Source organism: Pseudomonas arcuscaelestis (assembly GCF_016881005.1).
In the GTDB taxonomy this organism is placed as follows: Bacteria; Pseudomonadota; Gammaproteobacteria; order Pseudomonadales; family Pseudomonadaceae; genus Aquipseudomonas; species Aquipseudomonas arcuscaelestis.
Map to the genome: position 1 here is coordinate 72,549 of NZ_JACOPV010000003.1, position 24,787 is coordinate 97,335.

General features: G+C 59.7%; 21 protein-coding genes. 13 read left to right on the top strand and 8 right to left on the bottom strand.

Annotated elements, in window-relative coordinates:
- The first annotated feature begins 30 nt into the window (after nt 1-30).
- Nucleotides 31-528, top strand: a complete 498-nt coding sequence (locus H8F21_RS04735; protein WP_203480035.1) for a PaaI family thioesterase — start codon at nt 31-33, stop codon at nt 526-528.
- An 18-nt stretch (nt 529-546) separates the two neighbouring features.
- Here the strand turns inward: H8F21_RS04735 and H8F21_RS04740 are convergent, their stop codons facing one another.
- The 3 genes from H8F21_RS04740 to H8F21_RS04750 form a co-directional block, all read right to left on the bottom strand.
- A complete protein-coding gene (locus tag H8F21_RS04740; protein WP_203480034.1) occupies nt 547-1,695 on the bottom strand; it encodes a M14 family metallopeptidase in 1,149 nt (382 codons plus the stop codon).
- 48 nt (nt 1,696-1,743) lie between these two features.
- Entirely contained in the window at nt 1,744-2,256 is a 513-nt protein-coding gene (locus H8F21_RS04745; protein ID WP_203480033.1) for a DUF4880 domain-containing protein, read from the bottom strand.
- Between the two features lie 444 nt (nt 2,257-2,700).
- The gene (locus H8F21_RS04750; RefSeq protein WP_203480032.1) at nt 2,701-3,033 is read right to left on the bottom strand and encodes a DUF6124 family protein; all 333 of its coding nucleotides are present in this window, start codon (nt 3,031-3,033) and stop codon (nt 2,701-2,703) included.
- A gap of 131 nt (nt 3,034-3,164) precedes the next feature.
- Between H8F21_RS04750 and H8F21_RS04755 the strand changes: the two genes are divergently transcribed.
- Nucleotides 3,165-3,824: a LexA family protein gene (locus H8F21_RS04755; protein ID WP_203480031.1), complete on the top strand. Its 660-nt coding sequence runs from the start codon at nt 3,165-3,167 to the stop codon at nt 3,822-3,824.
- Nucleotides 3,825-3,903: 79 nt separating this feature from the next.
- Here the strand turns inward: H8F21_RS04755 and H8F21_RS04760 are convergent, their stop codons facing one another.
- The 5 genes from H8F21_RS04760 to H8F21_RS04780 all read right to left on the bottom strand — a co-directional run bounded on the left by H8F21_RS04760 (nt 3,904) and on the right by H8F21_RS04780 (nt 9,825).
- Complete coding sequence (locus H8F21_RS04760; protein ID WP_203480030.1) at nt 3,904-5,859, bottom strand: acetyl/propionyl/methylcrotonyl-CoA carboxylase subunit alpha; 1,956 nt, start codon at nt 5,857-5,859, stop codon at nt 3,904-3,906.
- Nucleotides 5,856-6,674: a gamma-carboxygeranoyl-CoA hydratase gene (locus H8F21_RS04765; protein ID WP_203480029.1), complete on the bottom strand. Its 819-nt coding sequence runs from the start codon at nt 6,672-6,674 to the stop codon at nt 5,856-5,858. The genes H8F21_RS04760 and H8F21_RS04765 overlap by 4 nt, the downstream gene beginning before the upstream one ends.
- 2 nt (nt 6,675-6,676) lie before the next feature.
- Nucleotides 6,677-8,284, bottom strand: coding sequence for a carboxyl transferase domain-containing protein (locus H8F21_RS04770; RefSeq protein WP_203584086.1), 1,608 nt, complete (start codon nt 8,282-8,284; stop codon nt 6,677-6,679).
- Between the two features lie 17 nt (nt 8,285-8,301).
- The gene (locus tag H8F21_RS04775; protein ID WP_203480027.1) at nt 8,302-9,465 is read right to left on the bottom strand and encodes an isovaleryl-CoA dehydrogenase; all 1,164 of its coding nucleotides are present in this window, start codon (nt 9,463-9,465) and stop codon (nt 8,302-8,304) included.
- A gap of 201 nt (nt 9,466-9,666) precedes the next feature.
- Nucleotides 9,667-9,825, bottom strand: coding sequence for a hypothetical protein (locus H8F21_RS04780; RefSeq protein ID WP_203480026.1), 159 nt, complete (start codon nt 9,823-9,825; stop codon nt 9,667-9,669).
- A gap of 144 nt (nt 9,826-9,969) precedes the next feature.
- Between H8F21_RS04780 and H8F21_RS04785 the strand changes: the two genes are divergently transcribed.
- From H8F21_RS04785 to H8F21_RS04835, 11 genes are all read left to right on the top strand, one after another.
- Complete coding sequence (locus H8F21_RS04785; RefSeq protein ID WP_203480025.1) at nt 9,970-11,994, top strand: alpha-1,4-glucan--maltose-1-phosphate maltosyltransferase; 2,025 nt, start codon at nt 9,970-9,972, stop codon at nt 11,992-11,994.
- A gap of 13 nt (nt 11,995-12,007) precedes the next feature.
- Nucleotides 12,008-15,319 carry a maltose alpha-D-glucosyltransferase gene (treS, locus tag H8F21_RS04790; protein WP_203584087.1) on the top strand — a complete coding sequence of 1,104 codons (3,312 nt, stop codon included), beginning with the start codon at nt 12,008-12,010 and terminating at the stop codon, nt 15,317-15,319.
- Complete coding sequence (glgB, locus tag H8F21_RS04795; protein ID WP_203480023.1) at nt 15,320-17,527, top strand: 1,4-alpha-glucan branching protein GlgB; 2,208 nt, start codon at nt 15,320-15,322, stop codon at nt 17,525-17,527.
- A 256-nt stretch (nt 17,528-17,783) separates the two neighbouring features.
- Nucleotides 17,784-18,227, top strand: a complete 444-nt coding sequence (locus H8F21_RS04800; protein ID WP_203480022.1) for a CopD family copper resistance protein — start codon at nt 17,784-17,786, stop codon at nt 18,225-18,227.
- 85 nt (nt 18,228-18,312) lie between these two features.
- Nucleotides 18,313-19,659, top strand: a complete 1,347-nt coding sequence (locus H8F21_RS04805) for an oxygen-independent coproporphyrinogen III oxidase (protein WP_203584088.1) — start codon at nt 18,313-18,315, stop codon at nt 19,657-19,659.
- Complete coding sequence (gene hemN, locus H8F21_RS04810) at nt 19,643-21,031, top strand: oxygen-independent coproporphyrinogen III oxidase (RefSeq protein WP_203584089.1); 1,389 nt, start codon at nt 19,643-19,645, stop codon at nt 21,029-21,031. Before H8F21_RS04805 ends, hemN begins: the two co-directional genes overlap by 17 nt.
- A 101-nt stretch (nt 21,032-21,132) precedes the next feature.
- Nucleotides 21,133-21,936: a CbbQ/NirQ/NorQ/GpvN family protein gene (locus H8F21_RS04815; RefSeq protein ID WP_203480019.1), complete on the top strand. Its 804-nt coding sequence runs from the start codon at nt 21,133-21,135 to the stop codon at nt 21,934-21,936.
- Nucleotides 21,920-22,504 carry a cytochrome c oxidase subunit 3 family protein gene (locus tag H8F21_RS04820; RefSeq protein WP_203480018.1) on the top strand — a complete coding sequence of 195 codons (585 nt, stop codon included), beginning with the start codon at nt 21,920-21,922 and terminating at the stop codon, nt 22,502-22,504. Before H8F21_RS04815 ends, H8F21_RS04820 begins: the two co-directional genes overlap by 17 nt.
- Nucleotides 22,505-22,513: 9 nt before the next feature.
- Nucleotides 22,514-22,762 (top strand): cytochrome C oxidase subunit IV family protein, encoded by a 249-nt coding sequence (locus H8F21_RS04825; RefSeq protein ID WP_203480017.1) that lies wholly within the window; start codon nt 22,514-22,516, stop codon nt 22,760-22,762.
- 97 nt (nt 22,763-22,859) lie between these two features.
- Nucleotides 22,860-23,300 carry a c-type cytochrome gene (locus H8F21_RS04830; RefSeq protein WP_136476818.1) on the top strand — a complete coding sequence of 147 codons (441 nt, stop codon included), beginning with the start codon at nt 22,860-22,862 and terminating at the stop codon, nt 23,298-23,300.
- Between the two features lie 3 nt (nt 23,301-23,303).
- Nucleotides 23,304-24,731 carry a cbb3-type cytochrome c oxidase subunit I gene (locus H8F21_RS04835; RefSeq protein WP_203584090.1) on the top strand — a complete coding sequence of 476 codons (1,428 nt, stop codon included), beginning with the start codon at nt 23,304-23,306 and terminating at the stop codon, nt 24,729-24,731.
- Nucleotides 24,732-24,787 lie beyond the last annotated feature (56 nt).

The window sequence follows — 24,787 nt, forward strand, 5'->3', positions numbered from 1 at the left end:
TTCCCTCCAATACAGACAACCAGGAAGCTTATGAACAACGCTCTGCTATCCGTTCAGGAACTGGCCGCCCCCGAGGGCGTCTGCTATGGCTGCGGCTGCTCCCATCCCAGTGGCCTGCACTTGCAAAGCCATTGGCATGAGGATGGTATCCACCTGATCTGCCGGCATTCGCCCGACAGCACCTTTCTCGGCTGGCCGGGACTGGTCTACGGTGGGCTGTTGGCCATGCTGGTCGATTGCCATTCCAACTGGACTGCCATGGCCTATCACTACCGCGCCGAGGGGCGCGAGCCGGGGAGCCTGCCACGTATCGACTGTGTGACTGGGCAATTGAGCCTGACTTACCTCAAGCCCACGCCAATGGGCGTCGAGCTGTTGCTCAAGGCCAGGGTCGAAGGCGAGGTCGGGCGCAAGAGTCGGGTAGTGTGCGAGGTCTGGGCCGATGATGTGCTGACCGTGAGTGCCGACTCGGTATTCGTGCGGGTCGACACCGAGAAGCTCAAGCACAAGGCCCACGGTCAAGTCTGAAGCAGCGGTTACAGCGCCTTAGCGCAGGCGTTCGACCATCTGCCCAAGCACATCGAGCACGGCGCTTGCCAGTTCCCGCGAGCGCAGGCCGTTCCAGCCGGTTTCCGGGTTGGGGGCGTCGTCGTGATCCTTGAATGGCATCTCCAGAGTCAGGGACAGGCAATCAAAGCTCTGCCCGACACTGTTGGCGCCCAGGGTCAAATTGGCCTGGCCTGGCGCTGAGCGGGGATACCCCTGTACTTGCTGGAAGTCGACGGTGCGTTTGCACAAGTTGTCGCGAAAGGTTTTTTCCAGTTCGCCAAGGCGTGGGGTGAAACCTGGGTTGCCTTCGCACCCTGCGGTGAATACATGGGGAATTTCCTCGTCGCCGTGCACATCGAGGAACATATCGACGCCCTGTTGTTTCATCTGCATCTGGGCAAACAATACCTCGGGGCTTCTGTCGGTATTGGCTGATTGCCAGGCGCGGTTGAGGTCCTGGCCTGCGGCATTGGTGCGCAAGTGGCCGCGGAAAGCGCCGTCGGGGTTCATATTGGGGATCAGATACAAGTTAGCCTGTTCGAGCAGCGCTTGTACGGTTGGATCGTTATGCTGCAGGCGGTCGATCACGCCCTCCATGAACCATTGCGCCATGTGCTCGCCCGGATGTTGCTGGGCGATAATCCAGATCTTGCGTTTGCCCTGGCCACCGTCGCCGGCACGCAGCAGAGGAATATCGCGACCATCGAGGCTGCGGCCTGTTGCCAGCAACTCCACGCCAGGCAGGCTGATTGCGCGTTCGATCAGTTGGTTGTGGCGGGCGCGGGTGTAGGGTTCGAAGTAGGCGAACCAGGCCTGTGGCTGCTCAGCCTGCAGATCAAAGCTCAGCGCCTTGCCGTCGAACTGGGTCGGTATGCGGAACCATTGCTGTTGGTCGTAGGAGGCAACTGCCTGATAGCCCGCCCAGGCATTCTTATAGGAGGACTGACCCGCGTTCTCCAGAACGAATCTATGTTGCTGGCCTGGGGTCAAGCCGCTGACCTTGAAGTGGAACCACTGAAAATGTTCGCTGCAGGTGTCGGGGCGAATGGCCAGGCGCGTGTGTCGCGGATCACTGGCGTCGTTGATGAGAATGTTACCGGTATCGAAGTCGCAATCGATGTGCAGGGTAGACAGCGTCACGGTCATCACCAGGCTCCTGTAGAGTTGTTGTCAGCCTAACTCTACACGCCTGGCTCACGACCAGAAACCAATCGCTGCCATGGCTGCCAGGGCCAGGCCGATGGCGACCGAGCAACCGCCTACTGTCAACGCTGCCCGAGGCTGGCGATACCAGCCGTCGTGTCCCAATTGCCTGGCTGGGGCCAACAGCGCCCGCCAGCACAGTTCAGTGGCGTGGAATGCTTCACGGTGCGCGGCGTCAGTGTCGAGCCAGCGTCGAAAGTCGATGCGTTCACTGGCGGTCACTTGCGGACTTTGCAGGCGCACATACCATTGGCCGGCGGTACTCGCCACGGCGTCATGCTCGCGGCGAACGCTCTGCAGGGCCTGGTTCATGTGGCGCTCCACGGTAAGCGCCGGCAGCTCCAGGCGTTCGGCGATGGCGGCAAAGCTCAACTGGTCGAGGCGACTCAGGAGTACCACCTGCTGGACGCGGCGTGGCAGCCGTTTCAATTGCTCCAGCACCGAATTGTCAGCGATGTCCTGAATGTGGGGGTGATGCTCAAGGGGCAGCAGCAGACGGGTCATTTACAAGCTCCTTGCGAGGTGGGGGAGGGGGCGTCCTCCTTGACGCGACAACAGCTTAAGCTTAACGAGATTGATTCTCAAGTGCTAATTCTGCAAAGCGCTTTCACATGCTTCACCCTGCGACATTCATTTGCTATCATCGCTGCCATTCAAGCAACACCCGCCTTCATTAGCCTGAAGAGCCAAAAAAAAGACCCGGCAAAAAGCCGGGTCAAAAACCGTGATTAGCCTGATGAGGAGATAATCTGAGAGTCCGACCTAAGGGCTTTCAGTTTATCCAACCAGTCTCGCGACCAGTTTTGAGCAATAATAATCGTTATCATTTGCAAGTCAAATGAATTTTATGTAATTCGGTAAAAAACTTTTACCGAACCCGCTCCCTCATTCAATGAACGACGCTAGCGCCGTTCTTGAAGCGACTCCCCACGTTTCTTCCTCGTTTGATCAACATTGTTGAGGCGCACTTGGTAGGTGCTCAAGCACGGTCCTGGCCGTGTTGATCATGTGCACCACCGCCAGCGTCAGATCCCGTTGCGTGCCCTGCAAGCCATTGGCCGACTCACTCGCAGTGGCGGCGGCCCAGCGCAGCAATTGGGCGACATGCTCGTTTGCCTGGGCTTCATTCATGCCCTCGCGCGGTACCAGCCAGGATGTATGGGCTGAGTTGGCAGGCGGGGTCGGGTTCAGGTAGAAATCCAAGGCGCGCCGAGCAGCGTCGCTGTTACTCAAAGATTCGTTATCCAGGACAAGGTCCTTGTCAGAAGCGGTCTGTTTCATCCGGCTGCCTACCTTGTGAGTGAGCTAATTAACGTCGCACTTGATAATAATACGTTTCGTATTTGCTTCTAATGATTAAATACTACAATTTGTGTATTGAGAGCTGAAGGGCAGTCCGTATCGTGCCAGCGATGGATAATTGGACTGATCTGGTCAAGGCCAGAATGCGTGAGATAAAGCTCACGCAGGAAAAACTCGCCGAACGCATCGGTGTCACGCAAGGGGCTGTGGGTCACTGGTTGCGCGGTGAGCGCCATCCCAAACTCTGGGTGCTGAATCAGATCCTCGTCGAGGTGGGTTTTGCGCCGCTGCGGATAGTGGATGCCAATGAGTTGCGCGAAATCAGCGGGACCTATGGCGCATCGGAATTTCCCGCGGCGATAACCGGTGCCGATGGCAAGCGTCATGAGTTTTATTTTCGTTATCCCATCTTGAGTTGGGACAACCTGGACGAGGTTGACATTGCGCCGGGCCGTGAGCTGCAGGCGAGTGATTATGCGGCGCAGGGTCGTGGGTATTGGCTGAAGGTCGAAAGCGACGCAATGACTGCGCCGGTGGGCTTGAGCGTGCCGCAAGGCATGTTGATTCTGGTGGATACCGATGTTGTGGCCGAAACCGGCAAGTTGCTGATCACACGTTCACCCGACAGCCCCGTCGCGGTGTTCCGTCAGTTGATCGAGGAGGGTGGTCAGCGCTATCTGAAGCCGCTCAACCCGACCTATCCAAAGGCCTTGTACACCGAGCAGACACACGTGCTTGGCGTTGTGGTGCAGGCGTTGGCGAAATTTTGATGCAGTTGGCTTTATCGCGGCGCAAGGCCGCTCCTACAGGCTGGTAGGAGCGGCCTTACCCGCGATTAAGTCGCAGATGTCAGCTTTCTTCCAGCTCCACCAACACCGCGCCGTCACTGACCATATCGCCTTCCTGGCAAAACAGTGCCTTGACGGTCCCGGCCTGGGCCGCCCGAATGCTGTGCTCCATTTTCATCGCTTCAAGTACCACCAACTGAGCGCCAGCCTCGACCGTCTGGCCGACTTCGACCAATACCCGTACGATGCTGCCATTCATCGGCGCACTCAGGCCCCCCTGATGGCTGTGACTGGCATCGGCTTCGGCAATTGGGTCGTAGCGGGTAACAGCGTGCAGTTCGCCATCCCATTGCAGGTACAGCGTGTCGCCACGGCGGACTGCCAGGTGCCGCAGGCGCAGGCCGTTGTCCTCTACCTGCAAGTGCTCGCCTGCAAGTTTCAGCGTTGATGGGGCTGTGTGGGACAGGCTCAGTGCCTCGGTCTGCCCGTTGCAGTTCAAATGCAGGTTGATGTGTGCTGGCATGCCGGCACGAAAACCGCTGTTGGCAGCCCACGGTGAAAAGCGGTCGTCCGGGCGCGGCGCCAAAGGCTGGCTCTGGATATACGCTTCAGCCGCCGCTTGCCAGAATTGTGCAGGTAAAGGTTGTGGTGCCGGGAGCAGTTGCTCCTGATAGCGGGGGATGAACCCGGTATCGAGTTCGGCATCGGCAAACGCCGGGTGGGCAAGGATGCGTCGCAGGAAGGCAATGTTGGTCTTCAAACCGCCAATGGCAAACTCGTCAAGCATTGCCAACAAACGCAGGCGCGCCTGTTCGCGGGTCTGGCCCCAGGCGATCAGCTTGCCCAGCATCGGATCATAGAACGGCGAGACGTTATCGCCTTCGCTGACCCCGCTGTCGACCCGACGACCTTCTCCCGGTGCGGATTCGCGATACAGCACTAGGTTGCCGGTGGCCGGCAGGAAGTCATTGGCCGGATCTTCGGCGTATAGCCGTACTTCAATGGCGTGGCCATTGAGGGGGACTTGCTCCTGCGTGATCGGCAACGCCTCGCCACACGCGACACGGATCTGCCAGGCCACCAGGTCCAGGCCGGTAATGGCCTCGGTGACCGGGTGTTCGACTTGCAGGCGCGTGTTCATCTCCATGAAAAAGAACTCGCCGCGTGCGTCGAGCAGAAACTCCACGGTGCCTGCTCCCACATAGCCGATGGCCTGTGCGGCCTTGACCGCAGCCTCGCCCATGGCCCGGCGCTGGGCGCTGCTCAAGCCCGGGGCTGGGGCTTCCTCGACAACTTTCTGATGGCGGCGCTGAATCGAGCAGTCGCGTTCGTTGAGATACAGGCAATTGCCGTGCTGGTCGGCAAACACCTGTATTTCCACGTGGCGTGGCTTGAGTACATATTTTTCCACCAGCATGCGTGCGTCGCCAAACGAGGACTGTGCCTCGCGCTGGGCCGACGCCAGGGCCTCGGCCAATTGGCTTTCGCTCTCGACGACTTTCATGCCCTTGCCGCCGCCGCCAGCGGTGGCCTTGAGCAGGACCGGATAGCCGATCTTTTCAGCCGCGGCGCGGAAGGTTTCCAGGTCCTGGGCTTCGCCGTGGTAGCCAGGCACCAGTGGCACGCCGGCTTTCTCCATCAGCGCCTTGGCTGCCGATTTGCTGCCCATGGCGTCGATGGCACTGGCCGGTGGGCCGAGGAAGATCAGCCCGGCTTGTTCGATGGCGCGGGCAAAACCTGCGTTTTCCGAGAGAAAACCGTAGCCTGGGTGAATCGCCTGGGCGCCGCTGGCTTTCGCTGCTGCCAGCAGTTTGTCGATGTCCAGGTAACTGTCGGCGGCTTTGGCGCCACCCAGGTCGACGCGAATATCGGCTTCGCGGCTGTGGCGGGCGTCACGGTCGGTGGCACTGTGGACCGCGACGGTTGTCAGGCCCAGTGCCTTGGCAGTGCGCATGACGCGGCAGGCAATTTCGCCGCGGTTAGCGACCAACAATGTGGTCAAGGCTGTGCGAGTCATGGGCGCGGCTCCTTGTTCGACGGTTCGGCCTGCCAGGCTGGGCTGCGTTTTTCCAAAAAGGCGCGCAAACCTTCCTGCCCTTCGGGGCTGACCCGGATGCGTGCGATGGCGTTCTCGCAATAGCGGCGCAGCGCCGGGGTCAGCTCGCCGTGACCGACTTCGCGCAGCAGCTCTTTGCTGGCGCGCATGGCTTGCGGGCTATTGAGCAATAGATTGTCGATCCACTGGGCAACGGCCTGTTCCAGCTCAGCGCCAGGGTAGGCTTCGGCGAGCAGGCCCAGTTCGCGCGCACGCTCACCACTGAAGCGTTCGGCGGTCAGCGCATAGCGCCGCGCAGCACGCTCGCCCATGGCCTGGACCACGAACGGGCTGATTACCGCCGGCGCCAGACCGATGCGTACTTCAGACAGACACAGCTGTGCATCGCTAGCGCCGATGGCCATGTCGCAGCAGCTGATCAGGCCCAGCGCGCCACCAAAGGCTGCGCCCTGCACCACCGCCAGGGTCGGAACCTTGAGCTTGGCCAGGTTGTACATCAACTCTGCCAGCTCGCGGGCATCATCAAGATTGGTGTTGTAGTCCAGCGCAGCCGACTGCTGCATCCAGGCCAGGTCGGCACCGGCGCTGAAGTGTCGGCCACGACCGCGCAGCAGGACAAAGCGCAACGCCGCGTCGCCGGCGATGTCGTCGATGGCCAGGATCAGCTCGCGGATCATCTGCGCATTGAACGCATTGTTCTTGTCTTCCCGGCTCAGCCACAAGGTGGCGAAACCACGGGGGTCCTTGATCAATTCAAGGGTAGTGAAGTCGCTCATGGTCACATCCGGAAAATGCCGAAACGGCTTTGCTCGATCGGGGCGTTGAGTGCTGCGGACAGCGCCAGGCCAAGGATGTCGCGGGTTTGAGCCGGGTCTATGACACCGTCATCCCACAAGCGGGCGCTGGAGTAGTACGGGTGGCCCTGATGCTCGTATTGGTCGAGGATCGGTTGCTTGAGGCGCGCTTCGTCCTCGGCACTGAACGGATGCCCACTGCGTTCGCTCTGTTCGCGCTTGACCTGGGCCAGCACACCTGCGGCCTGCTCGGCACCCATCACGCCGATGCGCGCATTCGGCCACATCCATAGAAAACGCGGGTCGTAGGCGCGGCCACACATGCCGTAGTTTCCCGCTCCGAAACTGCCACCGACGATTACGGTGAACTTCGGTACTTGCGCGCAGGCCACTGCCGTCACCAGCTTGGCGCCGTGCTTGGCGATACCGCCGGCCTCGTACTTCTGCCCGACCATGAAGCCGGTAATGTTCTGCAGGAACAGCAGTGGGATACCCCGCTGGCACGCAAGCTCGATAAAGTGCGCGCCTTTTTGCGCCGCTTCGGCGAACAGGATGCCGTTGTTGGCCAGGATCGCAATGGGGTAGCCGTGCAGGTGGGCGAAGCCACACACCAGGGTCGTACCGAACAGAGCCTTGAACTCATCGAACACCGAGCCATCCACCAGGCGGGCGATCACCTCCCGCACGTCGAACGGTTGCTTGGCGTCGGCTGGCACAACGCCGTACAGCTCTTGAGCGTCATACAGCGGGGCGATCGGGGTCTGTTGCGCAAGGGTGCCCAGCTTGTGCCAGTTGAGGTTGGCGATGCAGCGCCGGGCGATCGCCAGGGCATGGTCATCGTTGTCGGCGTAGTGGTCGGCGACGCCACTGGTCTTGCAGTGAACATCGGCGCCACCGAGGTCTTCGGCGCTGACCACTTCACCGGTGGCGGCTTTCACCAGCGGTGGGCCGGCAAGGAAAATGGTCGCTTGCTGGCGAACCATGATTGCTTCATCAGCCATGGCCGGCACATAAGCGCCACCCGCTGTACAGGAGCCCATGACCACGGCGATCTGAGGAATACCCAGGGCGCTCATGTTGGCCTGGTTGAAGAAGATCCGCCCGAAGTGTTCACGGTCGGGAAACACTTCGTCCTGGCGGGGCAGGTTGGCACCGCCGGAGTCCACTAGGTACAGGCAGGGCAAGCGGTTCTGCAGGGCGATGGCCTGCGCGCGCAGGTGTTTCTTGACTGTCAGCGGGTAGTACGAGCCGCCTTTGACCGTGGCGTCGTTGGCCACAATCATGCATTCGACACCTTCGACCCGGCCGATACCGGCAATGACACCTGCGGCTGGAACATCCTCGCCATACACTTGGTGCGCTGCCAGTTGGCCGATTTCCAGGAACGGCGAGCCGGCGTCAAGCAGGCGGTCGATGCGTTCGCGTGGTAGCAGTTTACCCCGCGAGGTGTGGCGCTCCTGTGCCTTGAGGCCGCCGCCTTGCTGAACGTGAGTCAGCAAGTTACGCAGCGCATTGACCTGCTCGAGCATAGCCGTGCTGTTGTCGGCGAACTCGGCCGAGCGCGGATTGATCTGGGTATGGAGGGTAGCCATGGACGTTATCCTTATGCTCAGCGGGTTTCGTTGAACAGTTCGCGCCCGATCAGCATCCGACGAATTTCGCTGGTGCCGGCACCGATCTCGTACAGCTTGGCATCACGCAGCAAGCGCCCGGCCGGGAACTCGTTGATGTAGCCATTGCCACCGAGAATCTGGATCGCTTCCAGGGCCATCTGTGTCGCCCGTTCGGCGGTGTAGAGGATTACCCCGGCAGCGTCCTTGCGGGTGGTCTCGGCGCGGTCGCAGGCCTGGGCCACGGCGTACAGGTAGGCCCGGCTGGCATTGAGCTGGGTGTACATGTCGGCCATCTTGCCCTGGATCAGTTGGAACTCACCGATGCTCTGGCCAAACTGCTTGCGGTCGTGGATGTACGGAACCACCAGGTCCATGCACGCCTGCATGATCCCGGTGGGGCCGCCGGAAAGAACCACGCGCTCATAATCCAGGCCGCTCATCAGCACCTTCACACCGCCATTGAGCGCGCCGAGAATGTTTTCGGCAGGTACTTCGACGTTGTCGAAAAACAGCTCGCAGGTGTTCGAACCGCGCATGCCCAGCTTGTCGAATTTGTTACTGCGGCTGAAACCTTTCCAGTCACGTTCCACGATAAACGCGGTAATACCGTGCGGGCCTTTGTCCAGGTCGGTCTTGGCATAAATCACATAAGTGTTGGCGTCAGGGCCGTTGGTGATCCAGGTTTTGCTGCCGTTGAGCACATAGTGGTCACCGCGCTGTTCGGCGCGCAGCTTCATTGAGACGACATCGGAGCCGGCGTTGGGTTCGCTCATGGCCAGGGCGCCAATGTGCTCGCCGCTGATCAGCTTGGGCAGATATTTGGCTTTTTGCGCGGCAGTGCCGTTGCGGTTGATCTGGTTGACGCACAGGTTGGAGTGGGCGCCGTAGGAGAGGGCGACCGAGGCAGAGCCGCGGCTGATTTCTTCCATGGCAACCACGTGGGCCAGATAACCCAGGCCGGCGCCGCCATACTCTTCACTGACGGTGATGCCCAGCAGGCCCATGTCGCCGAACTTGCGCCACATATCGGCGGGGAACAGGTTGTCCTGGTCAATCTGGGCGGCGCGAGGTGCCAGCTCGGCAGCAACGAAGGACTGGACCTGGTCGCGAAGCATGTCGATGGTTTCGCCCAGGGCGAAGTTCAGGGATGGGTAATGCATGGAGGGCACCTTGTTGTTCTTGAAATTGGGTTACACCGTAGCCCATGCGCTTGCCGCCGTCCTTGTAGGAGCGGCGCAGCGCCAAGGGCTCGGTTCCTGTCTCACCTTTACGTTAACGTAAACATCGTATCGATGATTGTCCAGTCCCTTTTACGTAAACGTAAAGGTGCGCCGGGGATTAATTCGTGGGCGTGGCTATCGTTAAGCTTTTACCGGCGGATCATCACTGGGTGGGTCGCCGACGGGGGGCACAGTCGGCTTGAGCGGCAGTTCGTCGGGATCTTCCTCCGGCACCGGCGGTGGCAGGGTGGGGTCGTCTATGTTTGGGTCCGGGGTTTGCGCTGGGATAGGGATGCTCATGGCCTGACCTCGCTGGTGGGATCTGGGTGAATGGACTCAATGGTTTTCGACTGCAGGCAACGCCATTCGCTCATTTTTTTTTGAACCCCGCGCCGCCCACCCGCTCTGAACTCTTACTGCCACCTCGTAACGGAGCTAGGATCGATGACCCGCGATGAGCCCTTCGAAACCGACCGCACAACCACGGCAAACGACCATCCAGACCAGGCGATCAGCCTGTCCCAGGCGCTGTTGGAACCGCGGATCGTGATCGAGAATACGCTGCCGGTTCTGGACGGCGGCCTGTTTGCGGTCAAGGCGGTGGTCGGTGAAAGGGTCGAGGTCAGCAGTAAGGTTTATGCCGATGGCCATGACAGCTTGGCGGTGATGCTCAATTGGCGTCAGGCCCACAGTCGGCGCTGGCATTGCGTGCCCATGACGTTTCTCGGCAATGATCTGTGGCAGGCTTGGCTGCCGGTCACCGAGCAGGGCAGGCACCTGTTCAGCATCGAAGCGTGGATCGATCCGTTTGCCACGTTTTGCCATGATCTGGAAAAAAAATTCAACGCAGGCGTGCCCGTCTCGCTTGAGTTGCAGGAAGCGTTGCTGCTGCTCGACCACAATATTCAGCGCAGCCAGGGCCTGCTTCGTGAACAACTGCTGGGATTGCGCCTGGCGCTGCCGACTCAGTCGCCAGAGCAACAGGTTGAACGGCTGTTGCACGCCGACACGGCGGTGCTGATGCGTGAGGCCGACCATCGAACTTTCTTGAGTCGCAGCCCGGAATTCCCGTTGGACGTGGAACGCCAGCAAGCGCTGTTCGCCAGTTGGTATGAATTGTTTCCACGTTCGGTGACCGACAGTCCTGAGCGCCACGGCACCTTCAATGATGTCCATGGACGCTTGCCGATGATCCGCGACATGGGCTTTGACGTGCTCTACTTTCCGCCCATTCACCCTATCGGTAAGCGCCATCGCAAAGGGCGCAACAATGCCCTGCAGGCTGCACCGGATGACCCCGGCAGCCCTTACGCAATCGGCAGTGAGGAGGGCGGACACGAGGCGATTCATCCGCAGCTGGGCAGCCGTGAGGATTTCCGCCGCCTGGTCGCAGCGGCCCAGGAGCATGGGCTGGAAATAGCCCTGGACTTTGCCATTCAGTGTTCGCAAGACCATCCCTGGCTCAAGGAGCATCCCGGCTGGTTCTCGTGGCGCCCGGACGGCAGTATCCGCTACGCGGAAAACCCGCCGAAAAAGTACCAGGACATCGTCAATGTCGACTTCTATGCCGCAGAGGCTGTGCCCTCTTTGTGGTTGGCGTTGCGCGATGTGGTGCTCGGCTGGGTAAAGGAAGGGGTGAAGATGTTTCGGGTCGATAACCCGCATACCAAGCCGCTGCCTTTTTGGCACTGGTTGATCGCCAATATTCGCAGCCAGTATCCAGAGGTGATTTTCCTCGCCGAAGCCTTCACCAAGCCGGCAATGATGGCGCGTCTCGGTAAGGTTGGATACTCGCAGAGCTATACCTATTTCACTTGGCGCAACACCAAGCAGGAGCTGCGCGAATATTTCGAGGAACTTAACCAGGCGCCTTGGCGCTATTGCTACCGGCCGAACTTCTTCGTCAATACCCCGGACATCAACCCGTTTTTCCTCCACGAGTCCGGGCGTGCAGGTTTTCTTATTCGCGCGGCACTGGCCACCATGGGTTCGGGTCTATGGGGCATGTATTCAGGTTTCGAGCTCTGTGAAGCGACGCCGATACCGGGCAAGGAGGAGTACATGGACTCGGAGAAGTATGAGATCCGTCCGCGCGACTTCAGCCAGCCCGGCAACATCATCGCCGAAATCGCCCAGCTCAACCGCATCCGCCGGCAGAATCCTGCGTTGCAGACCCATCTAGGCATTGCCTTCTACCATGCCTGGAACGACAACATCCTGTACTTCGGCAAGCGCACTGCCGAACGCGACAACTTCATTCTGATTGCCATCAGCCTTGACCCGCATAACGCCCAGGAGGCGAACTTCGAACTGCCGCTCTGGGAGTTGGGCCTGGACGATAACGCCGACACGCTCGGTGAGGACCTGATGACCGGCCACCGCTGGACCTGGCATGGCAAGACCCAATGGATGCGCATCGAGCCCTGGCACCTGCCGTTCGGTATCTGGCGTATCGAAAAAGCCCAATAGAAAGGAGTCGAACATGGCCAAGCGTACCCGCCCGGCAGCCTTTATCGACGATCCCCTGTGGTACAAAGACGCGATTATCTATCAAGTTCATGTCAAATCGTTCTTTGACTCGAACAACGACGGCATCGGTGATTTTCCAGGCCTGATTGCCAAGCTCGACTACATTGCCGAGCTTGGCGTCAACACCCTGTGGTTGCTGCCGTTCTACCCCTCGCCACGACGTGATGACGGCTATGACATCGCCGCCTACAAAGCCGTGCACAGCGACTACGGCACCCTGGCGGATGTAAAACGCTTTATCGCCGAGGCGCACAAGCGCGGCCTGCGGGTAATCACCGAGCTTGTCATCAACCATACCTCCGACCAACACCCCTGGTTTCAGAAAGCCCGTCGCGCCAAACCCGGCAGCAGGGCTCGGGATTTCTACGTGTGGTCCGACAGCGACCAGAAGTACGATGGCACGCGAATCATCTTTCTGGACACGGAAAAGTCCAACTGGACCTGGGACCCGGTTGCCGGTCAGTACTTCTGGCATCGCTTCTATTCACACCAGCCGGACCTCAACTTCGACAATCCGCAGGTGCTCAAAGCCGTAATCGACGTGATGCGCTACTGGCTGGACCTTGGCGTCGATGGCCTGCGCCTGGATGCCATTCCGTACCTGATCGAGCGCGACGGCACCAACAACGAGAACCTGCCGGAAACCCACCAGGTACTGAAAAAGATCCGCGCCGAAATCGATGCCAATTATCCCGACCGGATGCTGCTCGCCGAAGCCAACCAATGGCCGGAAGACACCCAGCTGTACTTTGGTGAAGGGCAGGGCGACGAGTGCCACATGGCCTTCCACTTTCCATTGATGCCGCGTATGTACATGGCCGTGGCTCAGGAAGATCGCTTTCCGATTACCGATATTTTGCGCCAGACCCCGGAAATTCCCGCCAATTGCCAATGGGCGATCTTTTTACGCAACCACGATGAACTGACCCTGGAGATGGTCACTGACCGTGAGCGGGATTACCTGTGGAACTACTATGCCGAAGACCGCAGGGCCAGGATCAACCTGGGCATTCGTCGGCGTCTGGCACCGCTGTTGCAGCGTGACCGACGCCGGGTCGAGTTGCTCAGTAGCCTGTTGCTGTCGATGCCGGGGACCCCGACCCTGTACTACGGTGATGAAATCGGCATGGGTGACAACATCTACCTGGGCGACCGCGATGGCGTGCGCACCCCGATGCAGTGGTCCATTGATCGTAACGGTGGTTTCTCCGGAGCCGACCCTGCGCGCCTGGTGCTACCGCCGATCATGGACCCGCTATACGGTTTTGCCTCGGTCAACGTCGAGGCCCAGTCCCGTGACCCACATTCGCTGTTGAACTGGAACCGACGCTTGCTGGCGGTACGCAAACAGCAGAAAGCCTTTGGCCGCGGCACGCTGACCATGCTCTCGCCGAGCAATCGGCGAATCCTGGCCTACATCCGTGAGTACACCGGTACCGATGGCAAACGCGAGGTCATACTCTGCGTGGCCAACGTATCGCGCGCAGCCCAGGCCGCCGAGTTGGAATTGTCCCAGTACGCCGACAGCGTGCCGGTGGAGATGCTTGGCGGCAGCGCGTTCCCACCCATCGGCCAGCTGCCATTTCTGCTGACCCTGGCGCCCTATGGCTTCTACTGGTTCCTGCTGGCGCCAAAGGACCAGATGCCCAGTTGGCACATGGAGCCGGCCCAGAGCCTGCCGGAGTTCACCACCCTGGTGCTGAAAAAACGCATGGAGGAGCTTCTGGAGGCGCCTGCGCGCAGTACTTTGCAGGACAGTATCCTGCCCCAGTATCTGCCCAAGCGGCGCTGGTTTGCCGGCAAGGAAGCGCCCATCGAACAGGTGCAGATTGCCTATGGTGTGCGGTTTGGCACCCCCACGACGCCCGTGCTGCTCACCGAGATCGAGGTCAGCAGTGGCGGCAACACCGGTCGTTATCAATTGCCCTTCGGCTTCATTGGCGAAGAGCAAATCAACAGCGCTGCGCCACAGCAACTGGCGCTATCGCGGGTTCGCCGTGGGCGCCAGGTCGGGCTGATCACCGATGCCTTCGTGCTGGAGAGTTTTGTTCATGCAGTGCTGAGGGCCTGCCAGGAAGACGCTCGCTTGCCCTGTGAAGACGGCGAGTTGCGCTTTCACGCCAGCGAGCAGATGACCGCCCTGCAGTTGGCAGAAGATGCCCAGGTTCGCTATCTGTCGGCCGAGCAATCCAACAGTTCGGTGGTCGTCGGCGGTAGTCTGGTGCTCAAGCTGATTCGACGCGTTAATTCCGGGGTGCACCCGGAACTGGAGATGAGCGCCTACCTGACCGCCGCCGGCTTTGCCAATATCTCGCCCTTGCTCGGTTGGGTCAGTCGTGTGGACGGCAACGGCCAGGACCACTTGCTGATGATCGCCCAAGGTTATTTGAGTAATCAGGGCGATGCCTGGGAGTGGACCCAGAACAACCTGGAACGGGCCATTCGCGACGAGCTGGAACCTGGCAACTCTGCGCTCGAGGGGCATGCCGATGCCCTGCAGGATCTGACCGACTTTGCCGCGATGCTTGGCCAACGCTTGGGTGAAATGCACTTGCTACTGGCGGCGCCGAGCAAAGACTCGGCGTTTCGCCCGCGGCCTGCCTCGGCGCGCGATTGCCAGGCATGGGGCAAGCATATCGGCGCTCAATTGACCCGCGCCCTGGATGTACTGCAAGCCCACCGTGATGATTTGGACAGCGAAAGTCAGGCCCTGGTCGCTGACCTGCAGCAGCAACGTCAGGAGCTGTTGAGCACTGTCACCACCTTGAGTGCACAGGCCCAGGGTGGACTGTTGATGCGTGTGCACGGTGACCTGCACCTGGGCCAGGTGCTGGTGGTGCAGGGCGATGCCTACCTGATTGATTTCGAGGGCGAACCCGCCCGGCCGCTGGACGAACGTCGGGCCCGACACAGCCCCTACAAGGATGTCAGCGGCGTGTTGCGATCCTTCGACTATGCTGCTGCCATGGTGCTGCGCAGTGCCTCTAGTGTCGACCTCTCGGACAGCGCCCGCCAAGCCCGTCAGCGAGTCGCCAGGCGTTATCTGCACCAGGCCCGACATGCCTTTGTCGAGGCCTATGGGCTGGCCACTGCGGCCATGCCCCATGCCTGGGAACATGCCGACGGCGAGCGTGCGGCACTGGAACTGTTCAGCCTTGAAAAGGCGGCTTACGAAATCCTGTATGAAGCCGAGAACCGCCCGAGTTGGTTGGCCGTGCCTTTGCATGGCCTACATGGCCTGACAAGTACCTGGGGAGAGAGTTGAATGAAACACCTTAAGCGCGAGGAAGGCGGGCTGAGTCAGCGTGATATCGATGCCCTGGTCAGGGCCGAGCATACTGACCCGTTCGCTGTGCTTGGCCCGCACCCTGATGGTGCAGGCGGCCAGTTTGTCCGCGCCTATTTGCCCAATGCCTTGAGTGTGCAGGTGCTGGAGCGCGATGACCAGGGCCTGCTGGCAGAGATGCAGCAGTCGGTACCCGGGCTGTTTGTGGCGCACCTCAATGAGCAGCAAGGCTATGTGCTCAAAGTTCAATGGGCAGGCGGGGAGCAGATCACCGAGGACCCTTACAGCTTTGCTCCATTGCTCGGTGACATGGACCTCTACCTGTTCGGTGAGGGCAACCACCGCGACCTTTCCTCCAGCATGGGCGCGCAGCCGCTGCAGGTTGAAGGCGTCGACGGTGTGCGCTTCTCGGTGTGGGCGCCGAATGCCCGTCGGGTATCGGTGGTTGGCGACTTCAACAACTGGGATGGGCGCCGCCACCCCATGCGCTTGCGTCACGACTCCGGGGTTTGGGAGCTGTTTGTCCCGCGCCTCAAGGCGGGTGAAGCTTACAAGTACGAAGTGCTGGGGCGTGACGGCATTCTGCCGCTCAAGGCGGATCCCCTCGCCCGAGCCACCGAGCTGCCGCCCAGCACCGCCTCCAAGGTAGCGGGGCCACTGGCGCACGACTGGCAGGATGAGCGCTGGATGCAGGCGCGTGGTGAGCGTCAGACTATCACCGCACCGCTGTCGATCTATGAATTACATGCCGGCTCCTGGCAGTGCGAGCGTGATGACAGCGGCGACGTTGCGCGCTTCTACAACTGGCGTGAGCTGGCCGAGCGCCTGGTTCCGTATGTACAGCAGTTGGGCTTTACTCATATCGAGCTGATGCCGATCATGGAGCACCCCTTCGGTGGATCATGGGGCTACCAACCCCTGTCACTGTTCGCGCCCACCGCGCGCTACGGCTCGGCAGAAGATTTCGCCGCCTTCATCGATGCCTGCCACCAGGCCGACATCGGCGTGATTCTGGATTGGGTCCCGGCACATTTCCCCACCGACAGTCATGGCCTGGCACGTTTTGACGGTACCGCACTGTATGAATATGAAAACCCGCTAGAAGGCTTTCATCAGGACTGGGATACGCTCATTTACAACCTTGGCCGTACCGAAGTGCATGGCTTCATGCTGGCTTCGGCGTTGCACTGGATAAAGCATTTTCACATCGATGGGCTACGCGTCGATGCCGTCGCCTCGATGCTGTATCGCGATTATTCGCGCAAAGCCGGCGAGTGGGTGCCCAACCGTCATGGTGGTCGGGAAAACCTCGAAGCCATCGATTTTTTGCGTCACCTCAACGATGTAGTCGCCATTGAAGCGCCTGGCGCGCTGGTCATTGCCGAGGAGTCCACGGCCTGGCCTGGCGTCAGTCAGCCTACTCAACAGGGTGGTCTGGGGTTCGCTTACAAGTGGAACATGGGCTGGATGCACGACACGCTGCACTATATCCAGAATGATCCTATCCACCGCACTCACCACCATCACGAGATGAGTTTCGGCCTGCTCTATGCGTATTCGGAGCATTTCATCCTGCCGATTTCCCACGATGAAGTGGTGCATGGCAAGCATTCCTTGATCGACAAGATGCCGGGTGATCGCTGGCAGAAATTCGCTAATTTGCGTGCTTACTTAACATTCATGTGGGCTCATCCTGGCAAGAAGTTGCTGTTCATGGGCTGCGAATTCGGTCAGTGGCGTGAGTGGAACCATGACAGTGAATTGGACTGGTACTTGCTCAAGTATCCGGAGCATCTGGGTGTGCAGCGTCTGGTGGGTGACTTGAACCGTTTGTATCGCGAAGAGCGCGCCCTGCATGAGCAGGACTGTCAGCCGCAGGGCTTTCAGTGGTTGATCGGTGATGATGCGCACAACAGTGTTTATGCCTGGTTGCGATGGAGTGCGAGTGGCGAGCCGTTGCTGGTGGTGGCCAACTTTACGCCAGTGCCGCGGGAGGGGTATCGCATAGGGGTGCCGTTCGGCGAGCGTTGGACTGAGGTGCTCAACAGTGATGCGCAAGATTATGCAGGGTCCAATTTTGGCAATCTTGGTGAGGTGGTGAGTGAGGCAGTGCCCAGTCATGGGCAGCCCTTGTCATTGCGTTTGAATTTGCCGCCGTTGGGGGTGTTGATTCTGCGTCCGCGTTAGTTGGGCCCTCCGGTGGGAGCGGGCTTGCCCCGCGATGAGGCCCTTCAATTCAGCACGAATCCATTTGCTCTGGTGGCGCTTAATCACCTTTGCGCCCTTACGGCGCCTTACTTTGGCAGTCGCCCCAAAGTAAGCAAAGGGCTTGCCGCGTGATTCGGGAGCATCCTGCGAAGGCCTTTCTTGATCGGTATCAACCGCATTCAGCACTCCGGGATGTAGGCTCGGAGCCATTGATGGGACGCGAGCCGAGGGTCTGATGATTTATCCAGTGTTGTTGACTCTGCATTTGTTCGCGGCCTTGATTTTTATTGGTACGGTGTTTTTCGAGGTACTGTTTCTGGAAAATATCCGCAAGCAGTTGCCTGCCAAGTTGATGCTGCTGCTCGAGCAGGCGGTAGGGCAACGTGCCCGGCAGTTGATGCCCTGGGTGCTGTTGGTGTTGTTCGGTGCTGGGGTCGGTATGGTCTGGGTGCGTTATCTGCCTGTGCTCGCTACGCCGCTGAGTTCGTCATTCGGGACGTTGCTGCTTGCCAAGATTGTCGTTGCCGGCAGTGTGCTGGTGCATTTTCTCGGTGCCATGGTGCTGTTCAAGACCGACCGCATGAGTGCCCGCTGGGTGAAATTCATACACAACAGTGTGTTCGCCCATATGATTGTGATTGTCGTGTTGGCCAAAGGCATGTTCTACCTGACCTGGTAAATCCTCTGCGCTTGATACAAATCAAGGCCTCCAAGGCGGTATAGGCAGACACTGAAACTCCGCAGCCCGTCTCGGAGCCTTTGTTATGCTCGATGTCCTTCACTCCCGCAACGAGCAGATCGTTAGACGCGATCAAGGCCTGCTCGACCCCAACTACTACGTCGATATCCGCAAGTTCCATGGCGGTGTCGGCTCGCTGGACGTATTGCGCGGTTTGCGCAGCAGTCGTCAGCATCAGCGCCCCTTATCGTTGAACGTGCAGATACCGGCCAATTTCAGGCAGGCCGGTCAAGTCACGGAAAATTATCTTCAGTGCCTGGCGCGGGAGATCGATCTGGTCGGTTGTCACCTGAGCCCGCAACAACGGATCGAGCAGTTTCATTTAAGCGGCATTCCCGCAGAACCAGCGCAGTTGCAACAACTGATGGCACAGTTGCACAGACGCTTCAATTTTCTTACCCACGAGAGCGGCGACTACAGTGCCGATATCGAGCTGCAGCACACCAACTGGGCAACCATGGGGCTGCTGCGTGATCAGGGCTTCAACCATGTCAATATCGGCGTGCCGGATATTGGCAGCGCGGGTGAACAGTCGGTGGCGCGTTACCAGAACCCTGCGCCGATTCATTCACTGATCGATGCGGCGCGTACGTTTGATTATCGCTCGGTGAGTGTCGATCTGGGATATGGTCATGCCTGGCAAACGCCGCAGACATTCGCCCTGAAGCTGTCCAGCCTGATCGAGCTGGAGCCCGATCGCCTGCAGGTATTCGACTACGCGCATGCACCGAAGCGCTACGCCCAGAGCATCAAGCTCCAAGCCAGCAGTGAGGAAGACAAAGCGCTGATGCGGCGTATCTGCTTTGAGCAACTGCTCGCAGCCGGCTATCAGCATATTGGCCTGGGACAGTTTGTGCGCCCAGATGACGATCTTGCTATTGCGCAGGAACGTGGCCATTTGCGCCGCAACTGCCAGGGTTTCACGCGCCATGGCTATTGCGATCATGTCGGTTTCGGCCTAGGTGCGATCAGCCAGTTCGATACCTTGTATGGGCAAAATACCGAGGCGTTCGACCACTACATGGCGCAGTTGCAGCAGGGGCAGTTGGCAACGGTTCGGGGTTGGCGCTGCGAGGACAGCGACCAGGTCCGACAAAGGGTAACGGAGCGGTTGAGCTGTGATCTAGAATTAGACATCCTGGCCATCGAAACCCGCTACGGTATTGATTTTCAGCGCTACTTCGCCAATGCCTGGCGGCAACTTGAGGCCATGGCTCGCGCCGGGCTGGTGGAGTTGGGCGAGCAGTACATCAGCATATTGCCTGCCGGCCGCCTGGAGGTGGATGTCATCTGCCAGCTGTTCGAGCAGGACGTGAATAATTCGGCGCTTTCGTCCCAACACGACTGGATCGATCATGACGCCAGCATTTGAGTTCAACCGCACCCTGGTGAAGAAATACGACCGGCCAGGGCCGCGCTACACCTCCTACCCAACGGCGCCGCAGTTCCACGAGGCGTTCGCCGTCGATGACTACCTGCAGGCGGTGACGGCAAGCAATCAGGCGGCAGCTGCCAAGCCATTGTCGGCCTATATCCACATCCCGTTCTGCCAGAGCCTTTGTTACTACTGCGCCTGCAACAAGATCATCACCCGCAAGACCCACCGCGCCAGCGAATACCTGGGTTATCTCAAGCGCGAAATAGCCATGCAGGGGCAATTGTTCGATCGCACTCGCAGGCTGACCCAATTGCACCTGGGCGGTGGTACGCCTACTTACCTGACCGGTGAGCAACTGGCTGAGCTGATGGAGTGCTTGCGCCAGGCCTTCAACATGGACAACAGCGATAACCACGAGTTTTCCATCGAGGTCGATCCGCGCACCATCAGCACCGAGCAGATTCTGGTACTGCGAGGCCTGGGCTTCAACCGCTTGAGTTTTGGCGTGCAGGATTTCGACGCCGATGTGCAGGCTGCGGTCAATCGCCAGCAAAGCGAGCAGCAGATATACGATTTGGTCGCGGCAGCACGCCAGGCGCAATTCAAGTCGGTCAGTGTCGACCTTATCTACGGCTTGCCATTGCAAACGGTCCATAGCTTCGACGTTACCCTGAGCAAGATCATTGCCCTGCGCCCGGACCGAATCGCAGCTTACAGCTACGCGCATCTTCCGCAGCAGGTCCGTGCCCAGCGCATGATTCGTCCACAGGACATGCCGCCGCCAGAGCGCAAGCTGGAACTGTTGGAGTTGACCATCCGTCGCCTCACCGAAGCCGGCTATGTGTACATCGGCATGGACCATTTTGCCTTGCCGGATGATGAGCTGAGCCTGGCCCGCGCCAATGGCACGTTGCAGCGTAACTTTCAGGGTTACTCGACCCACGCTGACTGTGACCTCATCGGCCTGGGCGTGTCATCGATCGGCAAAGTGGGGGACAGCTACAGCCAGAGCGTCAAGCTGCTCTCGCAGTATTATGCGCGGCTGGACCAGGGCATGCTGCCGGTCCAGCGCGGCTATCGCCTGAACGCCGATGATGTGTTGCGCCGTGAGGTGATCAATGAATTGATGTGTCACGGTCGCATCGACTTTGCCAGGTTCGAAGCCGTGCACGGTGTTCGTTTCAATGACTATTTTGCCGAGGCGCTGCAGCAACTGGCTGAACAGGTGGATGACCATTTACTGGCAATTGACCAGGACACCTTGCAACTGCTGCCCCAAGGGCAGCTTATGATGCGCAACACCGCCATGGCCTTTGACGCCTACCTCGGTGGCGGGCGTAAAGGGCAGTTTTCACGCACGGTCTGAGGGTGCTTGACGGCGATCAAGTTTACCCGGCGCAGTGCTTGTCAGTGGGTCGCCTGCACCTTTAGCGTGGTGCTCGAATCCGCTGCCAAGCCAGGTGTCGCATGACCCTCACCGTTGTTTCCGAAACTCGAAGCAAACCCTTCTATCAACCACAGCACAACGAACAGGCGCTCTTCGAGCAGGCCTGGCGCCACGGGCTGCCCGTGCTAATCAAAGGCCCGACCGGCTGCGGCAAGACCCGCTTCGTCCAGCATATGGCGCAGCGCCTGAACCTGCCGCTACACACTGTTGCCTGTCACGATGACTTGAGTGCAGCTGACCTGGTCGGCCGCCACCTGATCGGCGCGCAGGGCACCTGGTGGCAAGATGGGCCATTGACCCGTGCGGTGCGCGAAGGTGGCATCTGCTACCTCGACGAGGTGGTCGAAGCGCGTCAGGACACCGTCGTGGTTCTGCACCCACTGGCTGACGATCGCCGCGAGCTGTTTCTGGAACGTACCGGTGAAGTACTGCAGGCACCGCCGTCGTTCATGTTGGTGGTGTCCTATAACCCCGGCTACCAGAACCTGCTCAAGGGTATGAAGCCCAGTACCCGCCAGCGCTTCGTGGCGATGCGTTTCGACTATCCGGCAGCCGCCGATGAAGCGCATATCGTGCGTCATGAAGCCGGGGTGGATGCTGCACTGGCCAACCAGATCGTGCGCCTGGGACAGGCGCTGCGACGTCTGGAGAACCACGATCTGGAGGAGGTTGCCTCGACCCGCCTGCTGATTTTTACTGCACGCATGATCGGCGCCGGAATGAATCCGCGTGAAGCGTGCCTGGCCTGCCTGGCCGAACCCTTGAGTGATGACCCGGTAACGGTTGCGGCGTTGATGGACGTGGTCGATGTCCATTTCGGCTAACCCGCAGGTTGCTCCCCGGCGCTTGCCGGGGGATCTGGCGATGTGGTTTTTCATCCTCGCCGAGTTGTCGGTATTCGCCTTGCTGATTCTGGCGTTTGCGACCACTCAGGCGCTCAAGCCACAGCTGTTCGCTGAAAGCCGACAGTTGCTCGACACCTCTACGGGCCTGGCGATGACCTTGAGTCTGCTCAGTGCCGGGTTTCTGGCTGCCCTGGCACAGGAGCAGGTGCGACAGGCACGACCGCGACAGGCGGGCGGGCTTCTGTTGCTGGCATTGCTGGTCGCCTGCGGCTACTTAGGCCTGAAGCTGAGTGAATACCAGCATCTGCTCAGCCTGGGGCTGGGTCTTGAGCACAACACGTTCTTTACCCTGTACTGGCTGCTCACCGGCTTTCACTTTCTGCATGTGCTGCTCGGCATGCTGATTCTGGTCTGGTTGGCCAAGGGCTGCTGGCGCGGTGTGTATGGTCCGGGCAGGTGCAGCGGATTCGAGTCTGGGGTGTTGTATTGGCACATGGTCGACCTGGTCTGGGTCGTGCTGTTTCCCCTGGTCTACGTTCTGGATTAAGGAACTCGCATGCACGCATCGAAGTTTTTGCTGCGCTGCTGGCTAGCCCTGGCATGCCTGAGCCTGGTTACCGTGGCACTGGCGCAGGGCAGGGCAAGCGTTTGGCTAGTCCTGCTGCTGGCGGTGCTCAAAGCCTGGTTGATCACCGACGGTTTCATGGAACTGCGCCACGGGCCATGGCGCTGGCGCGCCCTGGTATTGGCCTGGGCGCTGGTGCTGGCACTGCTGGTTGGCGCGACCTTGAGCCTTCGCAGCTAATACCCGAGTAAAACCATCGGCGTTTCTTGATCGCCATCAAGCAGGTTTTCAGCCCTCGCTTTCTATCATGGCCAGGCCAAGCAATGAGGACGCGACCATGTCAGAGACCTTCACCAAGGGCATGGCCAGGAACATCTATTTTGGGGGGAGTATTTTTTTCTTCCTGATATTCCTGGCCTTGACCTACCACACCGAACAAACCTTTCCCGAACGGAGCAATGCCGCGCAATTAACCGACGCCGTGATTCGCGGCAAGACAGTCTGGGAGCAAAACAACTGTATTGGCTGCCACACCCTGCTGGGCGAGGGTGCGTATTTCGCGCCTGAGTTGGGCAACGTTGTCCAGCGCCGTGGTGGCGATGACGGCTTCAAGCCTTTCCTGCATGCGTGGATGAAGATGCAGCCGTTGAACGTCCCAGGCCGCCGAGCCATGCCGCAGTTCAACTTGAGCGACCAGGAGGTCGACGACATCGCCGAGTTCCTCAAATGGACGTCGAAAATCAATACCAATGGCTGGCCGCCAAACAAGGAGGGCTGAGTGATGAGTACTGCCAATCCCCATCTGAAATTCGCTTCGCAGGCCGTCGCCAAGCCCTACTTTGTATTTGCCCTGATCCTGTTTCTCGGTCAGGTGCTGTTCGGTTTGATCATGGGTCTGCAATACGTGATCGGTGACTTCCTGTTCCCGGCCATTCCTTTCAACGTGGCGCGCATGGTGCACACCAACCTGCTGATTGTCTGGTTGCTGTTCGGCTTCATGGGCGCGGCCTACTACCTGATTCCGGAAGAGGCCGATCGCGAGCTGCATAGCCCGAAACTGGCAATCGTATTGTTCTGGGTGTTCGCTGCTGCAGGCGTGCTGACCATTCTCGGCTACCTGCTGGTGCCCTACGCCGGCCTTGCCAGACTGACCCACAACGAACTGTTGCCGACCATGGGGCGCGAGTTCCTCGAGCAACCGACCATTACCAAGATGGGTATCGTGGTGGTGTGCCTGGGCTTTCTCTACAACATCGGCATGACCCTGCTCAAAGGCCGCAAGACCACCGTGAGCATGGTCATGATGACCGGGTTGATCGGTTTGGCGGTGTTCTTCCTGTTCTCTTTCTACAACCCCGGCAACCTGGCACGCGACAAGTTCTACTGGTGGTGGGTTGTGCATCTGTGGGTAGAAGGGGTGTGGGAACTGATCATGGGCTCGATGCTTGCGTTCGTGCTGATCAAGATCACCGGTGTCGATCGCGAGGTCGTGGAGAAGTGGCTGTACGTGATCATCGCCATGGCCCTGATCACCGGCATCATCGGTACCGGTCACCACTTTTTCTGGATCGGTGCGCCTGAAGTCTGGTTGTGGGTCGGCTCGATTTTCTCGGCAATGGAGCCGCTGCCGTTCCTGGCGATGGTGCTGTTTGCCTTCACCATGGTTCGTAACCGCCGTCGGCAACACCCTAATCGTGCCGCCACGCTGTGGGCCAAGGGTACGACGGTAACGGCGTTCTTTGGCGCGGGTGTCTGGGGCTTTCTGCATACCCTGGCGCCAGTGAACTTCTACACCCACGGCACGCAGCTGACCGCAGCGCACGGCCATCTGGCCTTCTACGGCGCTTACGCAATGATCGTCATGACCCTGATCAGCTACGCCATGCCGCGCCTGCGTGGCTTGGGTGAGGCCGCCGATGAGCGTTCGCAGAACCTGGAAGTCTGGGGGTTCTGGCTGATGACCTTGTCGATGGTAATGATCACCTTGTTGCTCACCGCAGCCGGCGTGGTGCAGGTGATGTTGCAACGCTGGGCCGAGGACGGCAGTGCCTTACCCTTCATGTCCACCACCGAACACCTGCGCGGGCTGTTCTGGGCGCGCCTGGTCAGTGGCGTGGGCTTTATGGCCGGACTGCTGTGCTACCTGCTGAGTTTCCGCCAGCGTGGGCGGGCGGCGTTGCGCGCACCGGCACGGGTGGTGCCGTCGTGATCGGTGGCGGCAGGTAACAAACAACGGCCCGGCTACCGCAGCGGGCCGTTTTCTGC